The organism is Saccharopolyspora hirsuta (assembly GCF_008630535.1).
Lineage (GTDB): Bacteria > Actinomycetota > Actinomycetes > Mycobacteriales > Pseudonocardiaceae > Saccharopolyspora > Saccharopolyspora hirsuta.
The window spans coordinates 57,133-72,875 of record NZ_VWPH01000002.1; the positions used below are offsets into that span (position 1 = coordinate 57,133).

15 protein-coding genes are annotated in these 15,743 nt (G+C 72.4%); 4 read left to right on the forward strand and 11 right to left on the reverse strand.

Annotated features, from left to right (window positions below):
* The first annotated feature begins 3 nt into the window (after positions 1–3).
* Together F1721_RS03310 and F1721_RS03315 are read left to right on the forward strand one after the other, a co-directional pair.
* On the forward strand, positions 4–558 hold the full coding sequence (locus F1721_RS03310) for a DUF742 domain-containing protein (RefSeq protein WP_150065051.1): 555 nt from the start codon (positions 4–6) through the stop codon (positions 556–558).
* Entirely contained in the window at positions 539–1,165 is a 627-nt protein-coding gene (locus F1721_RS03315; RefSeq protein WP_150065052.1) for a GTP-binding protein, read from the forward strand. Before F1721_RS03310 ends, F1721_RS03315 begins: the two co-directional genes overlap by 20 nt.
* 97 nt (positions 1,166–1,262) lie before the next feature.
* On the opposite strand, the gene F1721_RS03320 is transcribed toward F1721_RS03315, so the two are convergent.
* Both F1721_RS03320 and F1721_RS03325 read right to left on the reverse strand, forming a co-directional pair.
* Complete coding sequence (locus F1721_RS03320; RefSeq protein ID WP_150065053.1) at positions 1,263–2,078, reverse strand: SAM-dependent methyltransferase; 816 nt, start codon at positions 2,076–2,078, stop codon at positions 1,263–1,265.
* Between the two features lie 73 nt (positions 2,079–2,151).
* Positions 2,152–3,258, reverse strand: coding sequence for a winged helix DNA-binding domain-containing protein (locus tag F1721_RS03325; RefSeq protein ID WP_246154163.1), 1,107 nt, complete (start codon positions 3,256–3,258; stop codon positions 2,152–2,154).
* A gap of 198 nt (positions 3,259–3,456) precedes the next feature.
* On the opposite strand from F1721_RS03325, the gene dprE2 reads away from it, so the two are divergent.
* Positions 3,457–4,200, forward strand: coding sequence for a decaprenylphospho-beta-D-erythro-pentofuranosid-2-ulose 2-reductase (dprE2, locus tag F1721_RS03330; RefSeq protein WP_150065054.1), 744 nt, complete (start codon positions 3,457–3,459; stop codon positions 4,198–4,200).
* 197 nt (positions 4,201–4,397) lie between these two features.
* Here the strand turns inward: dprE2 and F1721_RS03335 are convergent, their stop codons facing one another.
* Positions 4,398–5,051, reverse strand: coding sequence for an ArsR/SmtB family transcription factor (locus F1721_RS03335; protein ID WP_211840315.1), 654 nt, complete (start codon positions 5,049–5,051; stop codon positions 4,398–4,400).
* A gap of 173 nt (positions 5,052–5,224) precedes the next feature.
* Between F1721_RS03335 and F1721_RS03340 the strand changes: the two genes are divergently transcribed.
* Positions 5,225–5,998, forward strand: a complete 774-nt coding sequence (locus F1721_RS03340; RefSeq protein WP_150065055.1) for an isocitrate lyase/PEP mutase family protein — start codon at positions 5,225–5,227, stop codon at positions 5,996–5,998.
* On the opposite strand, the gene F1721_RS03345 is transcribed toward F1721_RS03340, so the two are convergent.
* The 8 genes from F1721_RS03345 to F1721_RS03380 form a co-directional block, all read right to left on the reverse strand.
* Entirely contained in the window at positions 5,956–6,696 is a 741-nt protein-coding gene (locus tag F1721_RS03345) for a dienelactone hydrolase family protein (protein WP_150065056.1), read from the reverse strand. The genes F1721_RS03340 and F1721_RS03345 overlap by 43 nt on opposite strands.
* A gap of 400 nt (positions 6,697–7,096) precedes the next feature.
* Positions 7,097–8,131, reverse strand: coding sequence for a peroxidase-related enzyme (locus F1721_RS03350; protein ID WP_170301339.1), 1,035 nt, complete (start codon positions 8,129–8,131; stop codon positions 7,097–7,099).
* Between the two features lie 174 nt (positions 8,132–8,305).
* Entirely contained in the window at positions 8,306–9,811 is a 1,506-nt protein-coding gene (locus F1721_RS03355) for a PucR family transcriptional regulator (protein ID WP_150065058.1), read from the reverse strand.
* Complete coding sequence (locus F1721_RS03360; protein ID WP_211840316.1) at positions 9,808–10,875, reverse strand: DUF917 domain-containing protein; 1,068 nt, start codon at positions 10,873–10,875, stop codon at positions 9,808–9,810. Before F1721_RS03360 ends, F1721_RS03355 begins: the two co-directional genes overlap by 4 nt.
* Positions 10,876–10,918: 43 nt before the next feature.
* Positions 10,919–12,151, reverse strand: a complete 1,233-nt coding sequence (locus tag F1721_RS03365) for an MFS transporter (RefSeq protein WP_150065059.1) — start codon at positions 12,149–12,151, stop codon at positions 10,919–10,921.
* Positions 12,148–13,449 carry a GH1 family beta-glucosidase gene (locus F1721_RS03370; protein WP_150065060.1) on the reverse strand — a complete coding sequence of 434 codons (1,302 nt, stop codon included), beginning with the start codon at positions 13,447–13,449 and terminating at the stop codon, positions 12,148–12,150. The genes F1721_RS03365 and F1721_RS03370 overlap by 4 nt, the downstream gene beginning before the upstream one ends.
* Before the next feature lie 131 nt (positions 13,450–13,580).
* Positions 13,581–14,675: an S-methyl thiohydantoin desulfurase family protein gene (locus F1721_RS03375; protein WP_150065061.1), complete on the reverse strand. Its 1,095-nt coding sequence runs from the start codon at positions 14,673–14,675 to the stop codon at positions 13,581–13,583.
* Positions 14,672–15,742 carry an S-methyl thiohydantoin desulfurase family protein gene (locus F1721_RS03380; RefSeq protein ID WP_211840317.1) on the reverse strand — a complete coding sequence of 357 codons (1,071 nt, stop codon included), beginning with the start codon at positions 15,740–15,742 and terminating at the stop codon, positions 14,672–14,674. Before F1721_RS03380 ends, F1721_RS03375 begins: the two co-directional genes overlap by 4 nt.
* Between the last annotated feature and the right edge of the window lies 1 nt (position 15,743).

The following is a 15,743-nucleotide window of genomic DNA, read 5'->3' on the forward strand; positions in this document are numbered from 1 at the left end:
GCGATGAGCAGGAGATCGGAGTACCCGGCGCGGGGGCGAAGACGCGACAGCAGCGGGGACAACGGCTTCGCCGACGTCGTCAACGGGTTCACCTTCGGCAGCGGCAAGCGCAAGCGCAAGGGGCGCGACGAGGCCGAGCGGTACGATGACCCGCGGGACGAGCGGTACGAGGCCCCCGAGGAGTCCTACGTGGACGACCCGGTGGAGGAGCCCGCTGCGCCGGCCGCGTCGAGCATCCGCTCCTACACCTGGACCGGTGGGCGCACCCGGTCCACCCACAATTTGGAACTGGAGACCCTCGTTTCGGTCGGAGAGGGCTACCGGCCGGGCACTGCGGTGCGGCTGGAGCACCAGTCGATCGCCGAGCTGTGCCAGCAACCCCGGTCGGTCGCGGAAGTCGGGGCGCTGTTGTCGGTGCCGATCGGGGTGGCCCGCGTGCTGCTGGCGGACATGGCCGAACTGGGGTTGATCACCGTGCACCAGACGGTGAGCGAAAGCGGTAGCGCACCACACATGGTGTTGATGGAAAGGGTTTTGAGTGGACTCCGTCGGCTATAGCGCGCCCCGGCCCGGCTCCCCGCCGCAGCCCGCGAATCGCGCCGGCACCACGTCGACCTCGGCGAAGATCGTGGTGGCCGGTGGTTTCGGCGTCGGCAAGACGACCTTTGTCGGTTCGGTGTCGGAGATCGTGCCGCTGACCACCGAGGCGGTGATGACCGAGGCGAGCCGCGGCGTGGACGACCTGGGCGCGACGCCGAACAAGGCGACCACCACGGTGGCGATGGACTTCGGCCGCATCACGCTGGCCTCCGACCTGATCCTGTACCTGTTCGGCACCCCGGGCCAGCAGCGGTTCTGGTTCATGTGGGACGACCTGGTGAAGGGCGCGATCGGCGCGGTCGTGCTGGTGGACACCCGGCGGCTGGCCGACTCGTTCTCGGCGATCGACTTCTTCGAGGACCGCGGGCTGCCCTACCTGGTCGGGGTGAACCTCTTCGACGGGAAGATGCTGCACTCCATCGACCAGGTCCGCGAGGCGATGGCGATCGGCCCGGACGTGCCGATCGGCCCGTGCGACGCCCGGGACCGCGAATCCACCAAGCGCACGCTGATCGCGCTGGTGGAGCACGCGATGCGCCACTGGACTTCGCGCCAGATGGGCTGATCTGCGCGCTGCGACGAGAACGGCCTGCGCACTCCGGTGCGCAGGCCGTTTCGCGTGTCCGGGGTCGTGAGTGCACAAGGGTGTTGCGCACTCACGATCAGGGCTTTCGGGCCACCCCGCCGAGGAGGTTGTGGGCTTCGGCGCTGGGTTCGCGCAGGCGGGGGCCGTCGGGCCACCAGTCGAAGAGGTAGGCCAAGCCCGGTTCGACCATCTCCAGGTCGCGGAAGAGGGCGGCGATCTCCTCCCGGCGGCGGTAGTAGCAGCTGCCCATCATCTCGTTGAAGCGCGCCTGGGACTCCACCGCGAGCTTCGCGTGGGCGCTGCCGTCGTCCGGGTTGTACAGGTGCGAGATCGCGACGTAGGAGCCCGGGGCCAGCGCGTCGACGTAGGTCTGCATGAGCTGCTGCGGGTCTTCCTCGTCGGTGACGTGGTGCAGCGTGTTGCACTGGATCAGCGCGACCGGGCGGGTCAGGTCCAGGTGCTTGGTGACCAGCGGGTCGCTCAGGATCGCCGCCGGGTCGCGGAGGTCGCCCATCACGAAGTGGGTGTACTCGTTCTCCTCCAGCAGCGCGCGGCCGTGCGCGGCCACCGACGGGTCGTTGTCCACGTAGACGACCTTGGCCTCGGCGTTGAGCCGCTGCGCCGCCTGGTGGGTGTTCTCCGCGGTGGGCAGGCCGGATCCCAGGTCGAGGAACTGGTCGATCTCGGCGCTGCCGGCCAGGAAGCGGACCACCCGGATCAGCCAGGCCCGGCACAGCCGACCGACCTCGATGGCCTCCGGGGCGATCTGCTGGATCTGCCGGAGGACCTGGCGGTCCACCTCGAAGTTGTCCTTGCCGCCGACGAATGCGTCGTAGACCCGCGCGATGCTGGGCTTGGTGGTGTCGATCTGCGGCCGGTCAACATCTGCCATGGCGTGGTCCGCTCGGTCCGGGGGAAACGATCTAGCTCAGGGTATGTCCCGGGGTTGATCGGGTAAACACCCGTTACCGCTCGGCTTCGGTGATCTGCACGGCGTGCTCGGCGGCATCGGGCTCGGCGAAGGCCAGCAAGCGGCGGCCTTCCTGCGCGATCGCCTCCTCGTCCGCGCTGGACAGCGCCTGGTAAGCGGTGACGTCCAGCGTTCCGACGTCCCGCTTTCGGGTGATCTGCCAGGTGCCGTGCAGGAAGCCGTCCACCAGGACCGTGCCGGGCAGCACCGCGTTCTTCGCGCTGAACAACCGCTTCCGGTCCTCCGCGGACATCACGCGGGATCGGTCCTGGTGGGAGAGCAGGATGTTGTCGAACGGCGGGAGGAAGCGCGGCGGGCTCGGCAGGTCCGGGTCCGGCAGCGGGGCGTCCGGCAGGTCGAGCAGTTCGCGCCCGTTCTCGTCGCGGAAGCTGCGCAGGTCCATCTCGCGCACGACCTCCTTGAGCCCGCGCAGCCCCGACCAGGTCTGCATGTCCGCGACGGTGGCCGGGCCGAACGCGGCGAGGTAGCGGCGCAGCACGTCGCCCGGCGACGGTTCGGTGGCGAGCGGGCGGTCGAGCCAGGTCTCGGCTGTCGCGTAGACCGGTTGGCCGCTGCGGCCCCAGATCGCGCGCGGTGGGATCTGCACCAGCGGCAGCAGGTTCCGCACTGCGAAGGCCAGCGCCGCCGGGGACCGGTCGGGCCACCGCTCGGCGAGCAGCGGGCGCAGTTGGGCCGCGGTGCGGGGCTGCTCGTCCAGGAGCTTCCGGCCGAAGGCGGTGAGCTCGTCCTGGTCGAGGCCGGTGAGCTCGTCGCGGTGCTGGGTGTTGCTGAGCACGGTCCGGGTCAGGAACGGCTGCATCAACGGCCGCAGCAGCAAGCAGTCCTCGGCGGAGACGAGGTGCACCGTGCCGCGCATCAGCACGATGCGGACCGCGCTGCGGTCCAGCAGCCGGTCGGCCAGGTCGTCCGGGCGGAAGGTGGCGAGCCGCGTCCACAGCCCGAAGTACGGCGGGAACGGCGCCTGCGCCTGCATCCCGACCAGGTGCTCCACCGCCTCCAGCGCGGACATCTCCGATCGGCGCAGCAGGAGCTGGCGGTGCAGCGTCGCGCGGTTGAGCTGGCGCTGGGTCAGGACGGTCACCAGTCCGCCTCTCCGGGATTCACAGTGGTGACTGCGCCCGAGAGGGATCTCGCGTTTCGCGGTTTCTTGTGGCTGGGTTGCATCACGGTCCCCTGAGGTGCGGTTGAGCAGGACTCGACACAGGGCGTCGTCGGTCCTTTGCCGTCTTCGAGACAGTACGTGCGCGCACCGACGTGCGGCGGTGGCAGACTTGCCGCGATGAGCGGAGCGGTACTGGTCCTCGGGGGCCGCAGTGAGATCGGCGTGGCGGTGGCGGAGCGCCTCGTCAAGCAGGGGCGCGGCAAGGTGGTGCTGGCGGCGCGGCGGTCCGCGGACCTCGACGCCGAGGAGGCGCTGCTCCGCCAGGTGGGCGCGACCGACGTGGTGCGGGCGGAGTTCGACGCGGACGACGTGAGCAGCCACGCCGAGCTGCTGCGCGGCATCGTCGACGAGCACGGCCCGATCGACGTGGCGGTGACCGCCTTCGGGCTGCTCGGCGACCAAGCGCGCGCGGAGCGCGATGCGGCGCACGCGATCGAGATCGTGCACACCGACTACGTCGCGCACATCAGCGTGCTGACGCACCTGGCGAACCTGCTGCGGGAGCAGGGGAGCGGCCGGATCGTGGTGTTCTCCTCGGTGGCCGGGGTGCGGGTGCGCCGCGCGAACTACGTGTACGGGTCGGCGAAGGCCGGGCTCGACGGGTTCGCCAACGGGTTGTCGGACGCGCTGGTCGGCAGCGGTGTGGAGCTGCTGATCGTGCGGCCGGGCTTCGTCATCGGGCGGATGACCAAGGGCATGAGCCCGGCCCCGTGGTCCAGCACGCCCGACCAGGTCGCGGACGCGACCGTCGCGGCGCTGCGGCGAGGCCGCCGCGTGGTGTGGGTGCCGCCGATCCTGCGCTGGGTGTTCGCGGCGATGCGCCTGGTCCCGCAGCCCATCTGGCGCCGCATGCCCCGCTAGTCGCGACCGGGGTGCCGCGATTTCAATGGAAATCGGAGGTCTGATTTCCATTGAAATCGCGGAAGGTTCGCCGCAGGGCGGACGAGCTGTCCACACCTCCGGCGTGTCGGGCGTTCGATGCGACGGAGGACGCACAGTTTCAATTGAAACTCGCGGATTCCACGCGGCACGGACCGCGGTTTCAATTGAAACTGCGGTCAGGTCAGGTCGTGGGCGTCGACGGCGAGGTGGTCGCGGAGGGCGGTGGTTCCGGTCTGGGTGAGGCGGACCGCGCGGCCGGTTCCGATGCGCTTGATCCAGCCGTTGGCGAGGAAGCTGCGCAGCAGGTGCGCGCCCGCAGAGCCAGCCAGGTGGGAGCGGCGCTCGGTCCAGTCCAGGCAGGCGCGCGCCAGCGGGCGCCGGGTGCTGCGGAGGTCCGATTCGGCGATGCCCAGGCCGTCGGTCAGCCAGGTGAGGCCGGTGTCGGTGATGGCGAACCCGTCGGTCTGGTCGAGCAGTCCGGCCGCGGTCATGCCGTCGGTGATCGCCACGCCGAGGCGGCCCGCGAGATGGTCGTAGCAGGTGCGGCCGCGGGCCAGCGCCACCGAGGCGCTGACCGTGCGGAGCCCGGTCACCGGGCGCTGGGGCGGGCCCAGGTGGCTGATGAACGCTTCGAGGAGGTCGGCCGCCTGCTCGTTCGCCAGCTGCACGTAGCGGTGCCGCCCCTGGCGGCGCTCGGCGAGCAGGCCGCCCTCGACCAGCCGGTTCAGGTGTTCGCTGGCCGTCGAGGCCGCGACGCCCGCGTGCCCGGCGAGTTCGGTCGCCGTCCACGCCCGCCCGTCCAGCAGCAGTACCGCCTCTCCGCGATTCACAGTGGTGGTTGCGTTGGGGATTGATCTCGCGTTTCGCGGTTTCCGGTGGCTGGGTTGCATCACGGTCCCCTGAGGTGCGGTTGAGCAGGACTCGACACGAGGGGGTGTCGTAGTCATTCTGCGTCGAGGACACTTCGGTGGGTGCCGAAGCGTTGTGGTTCTACCGTGGCGGCATGTCGGGAGAATTCCACGCACTTCACCGGGCTGAGGCGCCGTTGCTGCTGCCGAACGCTTGGGACTTCGCGTCCGCCGCAGCGCTCGTTGCGGAGGGTTTCGCCGCGATCGGGACGACCAGTCTCGGGGTGGCTGCCGCGCACGGCGAGCTGGACGGGGAGGGGTGTACTCGGGCGCAGACTGTTGAGCTCGCCGCTCGTCTGGTCGAGTTGCCTCGGCCGATCAGCGTCGACGTGGAGGCGGGGTTCGGCGATCCGGGCGGGATCGCCGCCGAGCTCGCCGAGCTGGGGGTGGCCGGAATCAACCTGGAGGACGGCCTCGGGGACACCGCCCACCAGGAGGAGGTCATCGCCGAGGTGAAGCGGCGCGCACCGGATCTGTTCCTCAACGCGCGCACCGACACCTACTGGCTCGGCGAGGCGCCGTCGCTGGAGGACACGATCGACCGCGTGGTGCGCTACGCGGCGGCTGGTGCGGACGGCGTCTTCGTGCCCGGGATGACCGCCGTCGACGACATCCGCGCCGTGGTGGACGCGGTCCTCGTTCCGGTCAACGTCCTCTTCCAGCCGGGGCAGCGCATCGGCGAACTCGCCGCGCTCGGCGTCCGGAGGGTGAGCACGGGCTCGCTGCTCTACCGCGCCGCCCTGCACGGCGCGGTGACTGCCGCGCGCGCCGTGCGCGACGGTTCGCCGGTGGCGTCCGGTGTTCCGGGCTATTCAGCTGTGCAGGACTACGTCGGCGGTCGGCGGCGGGGTTCCGGCGGTTTCCAGTGACCGCCGTCCGGGCCGGTCGGGTGCTCGACACCCGCGCCGAGGTAGGTGCGGAACCAGTCGGCGGCCAGTTCCGCGACCCGCTCCAGCGCGCCGGGTTCCTCGAACAGGTGACCGGCGTGCGGCACGATCTCGATCTTGACGTCGGTCAGCGGCAGCGCGGTGAGCAGCTCGACCGCCTGGCGGTTGAGGTTGAGCACCTCGCGGTCGTCGCCGCCGACGATCAGCAGCGTCGGGGCCTGCACCGAGTCCATCCCGTCCCCGGCCAGGTCGGGGCGTCCGCCGCGCGACACCACGGCGGCGACGCGGTCCGGTCGGCGCCCGGCCGCCTTCAGCGCGGCGGCGGCACCGGTGCTGGCGCCGAACAGCCCGACCGGCATGCCGCGGGTCGCCGACCAGGCGCCGAGCTCGTCGATCGCGGGCACCAGGCGGTCGGCGAGCAGGTCGATGTCGAAGCGCAGTTCGTGGGTCCGCTGGTCGCGCTTGGCCTCCTCGGGGGTGAGCAGGTCGAGCAGCATGGTGCCGAACCCGGCGTTCTGCAGCGATTCCGCGACGGCGCGGTTGCGGGGGCTGTGCCGGGAACTCCCGGAACCGTGCGCGAACAGAACCACCGCCCGGGCAGGCGGTGGCACGACGAGATCCCCTTCGAGGTCGCCCCCGGGGGTCTTGACGATCACCGGCTCGGTCGCGACTTGAACCATGTGAGCCTCCTCGAGTTCCGCAAGCTCCGGCTACCCCGGCGCGCGGAACCCGACACGCCGGGCGTCCACCCCCCACTGTCCGCCGGAGGACGGGGCCCCGCGAGATCAGCCGCTTCGGAGGATTGGAGCGGACCCGCGATTTCAATGGAAATCGGACCTCCGATTTCCATTGAACTTGTTCATCCTGTCTGCGGGCAGCAGCCGCGAAGGGTGACCGGCACCGATCGTCAGGTGTCGCAGGCGCAGAGCCCACCTGCGCAGCTGGCGCCGCGGTGGGTTCTCAGCGTTCGCCTGGCGAGGACGGCTCGCACCACAGCCAGGCGGGCGCTGAGGTTCCGCTACCCGCACCGCCACGCAGGACGGGGTTGGAAGAGCCTCGTCGAAATCGCGGGTCCGGCGGTCACCAGTCCGTGTCGCGGGTGGTCGCGTTGCCGAGGGTCATCGCCAGGCGGTTGGTCCAGGCCGTCATGGCCGCGACCGCGATCAGGTCGCGGATGCCTTCGGCGCTGACGCCAGCGGCGCGGAGGCGGCCGATGTGCGCCGAGGTCAGGGCCGTCGGGGTGGGGGCGAGCGCGGCGGCCGCGTCGACGATGGCGCGCTGGCGCTGGTCGGGCACCGCCGCCGGACCGGCTTCCGCCAGGGCCACCGAGGTCACCCGGTCGTCGGACAGCTCGACCTGGCGGCGGCCGTGCACGCCCGAGGAGAGCTCGCAGCCGGTGCGCAGGGACGCGGCGAGCGCGGCCAGCTCCCGCTCGGCGGTGGCCAGCTCGCCCGGGTCGGTCATGATCGCGTTGTAGAGCGCGCTGCACGCCTCCAGGGCTTCCGGGTCGTGCTGCAGCGCCTCGTCGAAGGAGTCCGCCTCCACCCACGGCACCCAGCGCATCTGCGGGAACGCCTCGTCCGGCGTCGGCAGCTCGCAGCCGTCCGCTGTGGCCCCGACCGCGATGGTGTTCGCCGGTTCCGCATCCGGGGTGGTGTCGGGCTCGGCGACCAGCTGCAGCCCGCGCAGCAACCGGATGCGGAAGCTGGTGGCCGCCACCACCTGGGCGGCCGCGACGATCTGCGCGGTGCTGAAGCCCTGCGCCCGCAGCTCGCCGATCTCGGCGACGGTCACGTCGGCCGGGTCGAGCGCGACCAGCTCGCAGTGCGCGAGCAGCGCCTGCTGCGCCTCGGACAGCTCGTCCCAGCGGTCGGTGTCCCGGACGACGTCGGCGGCACCGTCGCCGACCAGCGCGTCGAGCTCCGCCGCGAGCTCGTCGTCCGGCTGGTCGTTCACCAGCGCGACGCGGAGCGCGATCCGGGCGCGGTCGGCCCGGTCCAGGGCGGATTCGGCCGGGCGGAGCACCGCGGCGTCGACGTTCGCGGTCAGCTCGCGCACGTCCGGTCGAAGCACGGACAGCACCGCATCGGCGCGGACACTGCTTGCGGTCGTCATAGGCATCCTTGTCCGGTTGAACGGCTTTCCGCGGGTAGTTTTCCACCGCGCGCGTGCCCGGCCGATCACGGGGAGCCAGACCGCCCACCCTGGTGGTGCCGCTCGGGTGGCCCGGGACATTTCCGCAGGTGGCGGCCCGTGAGCGTTTTGTGGGGCTATGGCACCGGAAAACGCTCACGGCTGGTCCTCGGCGAGGGTGACCGCGCGGCAGGCGAGGTGCAGCGCCAAGCGCTCGTCGCGGTGGCCCAGGTCGACCGCGAGGAGGCGCTCGATCCGCTCGATGCGGGCCGCGACCGTGTTGCGGTGCACGCCGAGCACCGCCGCGGTCTCCGCGATCGACGACTCCGCGTCCAGGTACGCGGCGAGAGTGCGGACCAGGTCGCCGGGCTGGCCGCGCAGCGGGGCGATGAGGGTGCGGGCCGCGGGCTCGAAGGTGTCCGTGCGGGTCCACTCCAGCAGCAGCTGGGCCATGCCGAGCTGGTCGACGTGCAGGAAGCGGCCGGATTCGGGGCGGGTCCGGGCCATCCGCGCGGCGTCGGTGGCCTCGGCGATGGTGGTCGCCAGCCCGTCCGCCTGCGGGTGCGGGCGGCCGACGCCCACGTGCACGTCCAGGGTTCGCCGGAGCTCGCGCGTGGCGGCGCGCAGCTGCGCGGCCAGCGACCGCACCCGGTCGGCGGTCGGCTCCTGCTCGGAGGTCACCCAGCCGGTCCAGCCGTCGCCGTGCTCGACCACCACCGCATCGACGCCCTCGGCGCGCAGCACCCGCTCGACCTCCCGGCTGCGCGCCACGGTGTCCACTGCGGACTGCGCGCCGATCCGGATGCCGACGTGCCAGCCGCCGAGGCTCCAGCCCGCGTCGGCCGCGCGGCGGCGCAGGTCGGCGGTCGGTTCGTCGTCCAGGCGCAGGAGATCGCCCAGCAGCGCGGCCCGGGACCGGGCGTCGCGCTCCAGCTCCAGCCGGTTGGCGAGCAGCCAGCGCTGCACCGCTGCTGCGGCGACCGAGAGCGCCTGCGGCACGACGTCGGCGCGCGCCGCGCTGCGGCCGGGCAGCTCGGTGGCCAGCCACAGCGTCGGGCGGGGCGCGTCCAGCAGCACCGGGTGCGCGAGGAGCACGCCGTCGTCGAGCTCGGCACGTTGCGGAACTGGTTCGTGCGTGCGGACTTCGGTGGCGTGCGGGAGTTCTCCGGCGATCAGCGCGCCGCTGTCGTCGAGCAGGGCGACCGGTGCGTCCAGCAGTCCGCGCAAGGTCGTGACGATCTCCTCCGGCGGTCGGATGCGCGGGCCGAGCGCGTCGTGGGTGGCCAGCACCAGGTCCGCGCGGTCGAGCCCCGGGGCGGCCAGCAGCAGCCGGGCCGAGATCAGCAGGTCCAGCGGGGGAGCGGTGGCGGCCAGCAGCGGGACGTCGAGCCGTTCGGCGAGCAGGCGGGTCGTCTCCAGCAGGCCGCCCTCCGGCAGCAGCACCCCGGCGCCACCGGCGTCGGCGACCCGGCGGAGCAGCGCGTCGATGCGCCAGTCGGTGGCCGGGATCGGCTGCACCACCACGACGAGCTCGCCGGGTTCGACGGTGCGGTCGGCCATCGCTCGGACCAGGTGCACGACGCGGTCGACGTCGCCCGCCAGCACCCGCACCGAGTCGCGCCACTCCGGTACCGCGAGCAGGCGGCGCACGCTGGTGCTCATCGCCGCACCTCCAGCAGGACCGGGTCGCAGTCGATGCCGAAGGCGCGCGGCGCGAGCACCGGAAGGCGGCGCGGGTCGGTCCAGAACCCGGCGGCGGGCAGCTGCAGGACGGCGACCTCGATGCCCTGGCGGACGACGTCGCAGTGGATCGGCACGCCGGTGCGGTTGTCGAGCACCGCGAGGACGTCCGGTGTGGACGCGACCGGTTCGCCGTCGCGCATCGCGAACAGGTACTCGTTCTCCATCTCCAGCCGGAGCAGCGATCGGGACCGGTGGTCCCGGACCGTCGCGCTGCCGCGCGCGAACCCGATCCGGCCGTGCTCACCGGGCCCCGGCCGCCGCGACACCTCGACCACGCGGCCCAGCCCGAGCACCCGGCCGCCGGTGGAATCGGCGAGCTCCTCGGCGTCGGCCGAAAGTGCTTGCCTGCCGAGGGAGAGCGCGGAGCTCATGGAGTCCGGGATCGCGCAGTCCGGCAGCTCGGACGCGGGGATCGGCGCCAGCGCGAGGACCGCCGAGCCGCTGGAACCGGCGAGGAAGGCGCGCGCGGTGCGCTCGACCTCGGTCGCCGTCGCCTCGGCGAGGACCAGCACCTGCCCGCCGGGCTCGGCCAGCACGAGCGGGGTCAGCCCCTTGCCCGCGGCGGCGACGGAGAGCTGGTCGAGCCGGGGCACACCGCGCCCGGACAGGTCCGCGTCCACCACCGGCAGGCCGAGCTGACCACCCACGACCAGCGGCACGACCCCGTTGAGCCCGCCGACCTCGATCGAGACCAGCGCATCGGTGCGGCACCCGGTCCACCGCTCGACCGCGGCGATGGCGGCTCGGAACTCCGCACCGCTGGGCAGCTTCTCGGCGAACACCGCGGTCGCCCCGATCACGCCGATCGGCAGGACCTGAGCATCGCGGGCCAACGCGCTGACCGGCGTGATCGCGGCCCGGTCGCCAGCGGCGAGCCGCCCGCGCAGCAGCGCGGCGGCGGTGACGGTGTCGCCGCCACCACCGGATCCGAGCAGCGAAACGCCCCGCTCCAGCGCGGGCACGTCCGCAAGACCGATCTGCACGCCCACAGCCTGCCCCATCAGCGCAAACCAGGCGCGGACGGGCTCAGCGAACGCTCTTGACCCGGTAGACCAGCGCCCCGCCGACGAGCGCGATGGCGGAGGCGGTGATGTACAGGGCGGCGTAGCCGCCGAGGTGCGCGACGATCGGCGCGGCGACGGCCGGTGCCAGCACCTGGGGGAGCGAGTTGGCGATGTTGATGACGCCGAGGTCCTTGCCCCGGTCCAGCGCCTCCGGGAGCACCTGGGTGATCAGCGCGAAGTCGACGGACGTGTACGCGCCGAACCCGACCCCGAGCACGAGCGCCGCGACGACCGCGCTCGGCCAGGTCTGCCAACCGGCGAGCAGGAACCCGGCGGCGGCCATGATTCCGCCGGACCAGGCCACGAAGGCGCGCCGGTTGGCGATCCGGTCCGACCAGATCCCGGCGACCAGCACCGAGATCAGCACGGTCACCGCGTTGATCGCGGTCAGGACCAGCACGCCCCCGTCCGGATCGGGCAGGCCCACCGCGTCCTGGAGGTAGAACAGCAGGTACAGCAGCGTGATCGAGTTGCTCAGGTTGATCAGGAACCGGGTCAGCCACGCCCACCCGAAGTCGCGGTGGCGCCGCGGATCGAGCCAGAACCCGGCGAAGAATGCGCGCCAGCTCCACGGCGGGCGCAGTTCCGCGGGCAGCACCCGGTCCCGCCGCAGCAGCACGTACGGCACCGGCGCGAGCAGGACGAACACCGCGCACGCGAGATATCCGCCGACGATCCCGCCGCCCGCGACCGCGAGCCCGGTACCGGCCATGATCCCGATCGTCTGCGCGACGCCGAAACAACCGGCCGCGGTGCCGCGCTGCCGCTGCGGGACCTGGTCCGGGACGGCGGCCGACAGCGCGGCGAACGGCGCGTTCAGCGCGGTCTGCACCAGGCACCACCCGGCGATCATGCCCACCACGTCCCGCGCCGCGGCCATCAGCAGCAGCCCGGCGACTCCGCCGAGCGTGCCCACCGCGACCCACGGGATCCTCCTGCCGAAGCGGGAAGCGGTGCGGTCCGAGAGCGCGCCCCAGACCGGGTTGGCCAGCATCGAGCACAGCGCGCCGACCCCGGCCGCGACCGCGAGCACGGCTTCCTTGGAGCCGGGCGAGAACGCGTCGGCCTGCTTCGCCAGCAGGATCTGCAACGGCCCGTACCAGCCGACGAACGTGCCCGCGGTTGCCAGCGAGAACGCGAGCACCCAGCGGGTCGGCACCGGTTCGGTCGGTTCGCCGAGGCCGTCCGGGGTCATCGCGATGCGGCGATCCGGTCGCGGTACCAGCCGAACGACGTCTTGGGGGTGCGCCGCTGGGTTTCGAAGTCGACGTGCACCAGCCCGAACCGCTTGGTGCAGCCCTCCGCCCACTCGAAGTTGTCCAGCAACGACCACACGTAGTACCCGCGCACGTCCACCCCGGCGTTCATCGCCGCGCGCACCGCGTTCAGGTGCTCGTCCAGGTACACGACGCGTTCCAGGTCGTCGCACCGGCCTTCGGCGTCGACGGTGTCGTCGTAGGCGCAACCGTTCTCGGTGATCACCAGCGGTGGGAGGTGTTCGGCGTAGCGCTCGTGCAGCGTCGTCAGGACCTCGGTGAGCCCCTCCGGGGCGACGGCCCAGCCGAACGCGGTGCGCGGGAACCCCTCCGGCGCCAGGACTTCGAGGGGGACCTCGCCCCCGGTGGCCCGGACGGAGTTGATCGAGTAGTAGTTGACGCCCCACAGGTCCGGCGGTGTGTTGATGACCGCCAGGTCGCCCTCCGCGATGAACGGTTCGACGAGCGGTTCGACCTCAGCGGGGTACCGGCCGAGCAGCACCGGGTCGGTGAACAGCCGGTTCTGCAGGACGTCGTAGAGCGCGGCCGCCTCGCGGTCGGCGTCCGAGTCGGTGTGCGGGCGCGCCGGGGCGTAGCTGGTGATCCCCATCAGGCGGCCGTGTTCGCGGAGCACCTGCGCGGCGCGGCCGCTGGCCAGCAGCAGGTTGTGCGCGACCGCGGCGGCCCGGTCGAGCGGCAGGGACAGCCCCGGCGCGTGCTCGCCGGTGACGTGCCCGAGCGCGAAGTGCTCGAACATCTCGTTGATCGTGGACCAGGTGCCGACCCGGTCGCCCAGCCGCCGGACGACGACCTCCGCGTACTCGGCGAACCGCGCGACGGTGTCCCGCTGCTGCCAGCCGCCCGCGTCCTGCGCCCACTGCGGCAGGTCCCAGTGGAAGAGGTTCACCGCCGGGCTGATCCCGTTGTCCGCCAAGGCGTCCAGCAACCGGTCGTAGAAGTCCAGCCCGGCCGGGTTCGGCTTCCCGGAGGCGTCGGGGACGACCCGCGACCAGGACACCGACAGCCGGTAGGAGTCGATTCCGAGCTCGGCCATCAGCGCCACGTCCTCGGCGAACCGGTGGTAGTGGTCGCACGCGACGTCGCCGGTGGAGCCGTCCGCGGTGGGGGCGAAGGAGTCCCAGATCGACGGGGTGCGCCCGTCCTCGCTGGCCGCGCCCTCGACCTGGTAGGCCGAGGCGGCCACGCCCCAGGTGAAGTCCGGTGGGAAGCCCGTCATGAACCGCTCCTCCACGTGTTAAAACATGAAGACAATTCGGGTTCAGTCAGGGTGGCTCGACCGCCAGCCCGAGTCAAGGGCGAGTTCGGTGCTCGCGGGTGGCAGGGGAGCGCCACCGCCACCCGCGAGGGTCAGTTGAGCTCCTCGACGGGGCGGAAGTCGTGGGGGAGGCCGAAGGCCTTCGGCCCGAAGACCGCCAGGGCTTCCGGGGTGCGCATCAGGTCCGGGGTGGAGATGCCGACGACCGTGATCCGCTGGCCGTAGCGCAGGGATTCGGTGGTGATCGGCTCCGCCTGCTCGGCGTCCAGCACGCACACCAGGTCCGGGACCACGCACCGCACCTCGCCGTCGACCAGCGCGACCAGGTTCTCGTTCTGGAACTCCAGGTCGAGCTTGTGCTCGCCGTCGAAGGACACCGCCGCCGCGCGCCCGCGCGCGAACCCGGCCTCGGTGCGCCGCTCGACGTCGGAGACCTTGCCCCGGAACAGCACCCGCAGGTTCCCGTACAAGGTGCCCTTCAAGACCTCGCCGAGGTGCGCGACCGGGTCGGCGTTGCGCTCGCGCGCCTCGCGGATGGCCCGGCCGACGGTGTGCGCCAGCGTGAGGGTGCGCGGGATGGCGGTGCGCTTCACGTCCGCCCCGCTCATCGAGTACTCGGCGATGTGCGCGACCCCGCCCAGCCGGATGGTGACGCCGCGCGCCAGCCACTCCATCCGCGCGTTGTCGGTGCCCGCGTCGATCACCGCGGTCTCGCCGCGCTCCCCGGCCACCGCCATCGGCGAGCCGGTCACGCCGTAGACCCCGAAGGTCTCCATCTGCAGCTCCGGGAACGCGCGGCCCATGCCGTCGGCGTCCACCACCGGCAGCCCGGTGCGGGCGGCCACCACCAGCGGGATCATCGAGTTGATCCCGCCGCACTCGATCGGCATCGTGGCGCTCGCCCGCGCACCGAGGTGGGACTCCAGCGCGCGCAGCGCGGTCACCGGCTCCTCGCCGCTGGGGATCTTCTCGTGCACCACCGTGGGCGCGCCCATCTGCGCGGTCGGGATCACCAGCGCCTCGTCGTCCACTTCGGACGGATCGAGCACGGTGATCGGTCCGAACTCGCGGATCGCCTGCTGCACCAGCAACCGCCCCACGTACGGGTCGCCGCCGCCCCCGGTGCCCAGCACGGCCGCGCCGCGGGCCAGGTCGGTCAGGTGCTCCTCGGTCAGCTGCCAGCTCACTGCCGGACCCCCACCGGATCGATGTCGTAGCCGAAGTAGCGCGGTCCGGCCAGCTCCAGCCCCTCCGGGCTGTGCCAGCGCGGATCGGCGGGCGCGGCGATGATCGCCACCCGCTGGCCGAAGCGCATCGCCTCGGTGGTGATCGCTTCGCCGGACTCCCGGTCCAGGGCGCAGATCAGATCCGGCACCGAGGCCAGCACGGTCCCGTCGCGCTCGGCGACGAGGTGCTCGTTCTGGAACCGCAGCACCAGCTCGGAACCGCTGTCGCCGTCCATGCCGACCAGCCGCGCGTCACCGCGGGCGAACCCGGACACGGTGCGCCGCGAGACGTCGACGACCTTGCCGGTGAACAGCCGACGGCCGCCCAGCCGCTCGACCACGGCGTCCACCGGATCGCGGTGCTCGGCCTGCGCGGTGCGCACCAGGCGCCCCAGCTCCGCGCACAGCGTCAGGGTGCCCGGCACCAGGGAATCGCGGGCCTGCTCGCCGGTCATCGCGAAGCTGCTGATCATCGCCGAGCAGCCCATGTCGATGGTGGCGCTGCGGGCCAACCGCTCCGCCCAGTGGTTGTCCACGGTGTCCAGCACCCCGCGGTTGCCCTTCTCGTCGGCGATGGCCATCGGCGTGGCCCGCACGCCGTACAGCGTCGGCAGCACCATCTGGATCTCCGGGAACGCGCGCCCCATGCCGTCGCCGTCGATCAGCGGCAGGCCCAGCTGCGCCGCGGCGGCGACCGGGATCAGCGAGTTGACCCCGCCCGCCTCGGCGCACGCGATGTGCGTGAGCTCGCGGCCGAGGTAGTCGGCGAGGGTGCGGGCGGCCAGCCCGATCTGCTCGATCGACGGCAGCTTCTCGACCATCACGGTCGGCGCGCCCATCATCGCCACCGGCAGCACCGCGGCGTCCGGCGGCACCTCGTCCAGCGGCGTCAGGGAGACCGGGCCGTGCTCGCGCAGCGAGGCGCTGGCCAGCAGCCGGCCGATGTGCGGGTCGCCGCCACCGCCGGTGCCCAGGACGGCCGCGCCGCGGGCGATGTCGTCCAGGTCGGACAGTGCGATCTCGCGCATG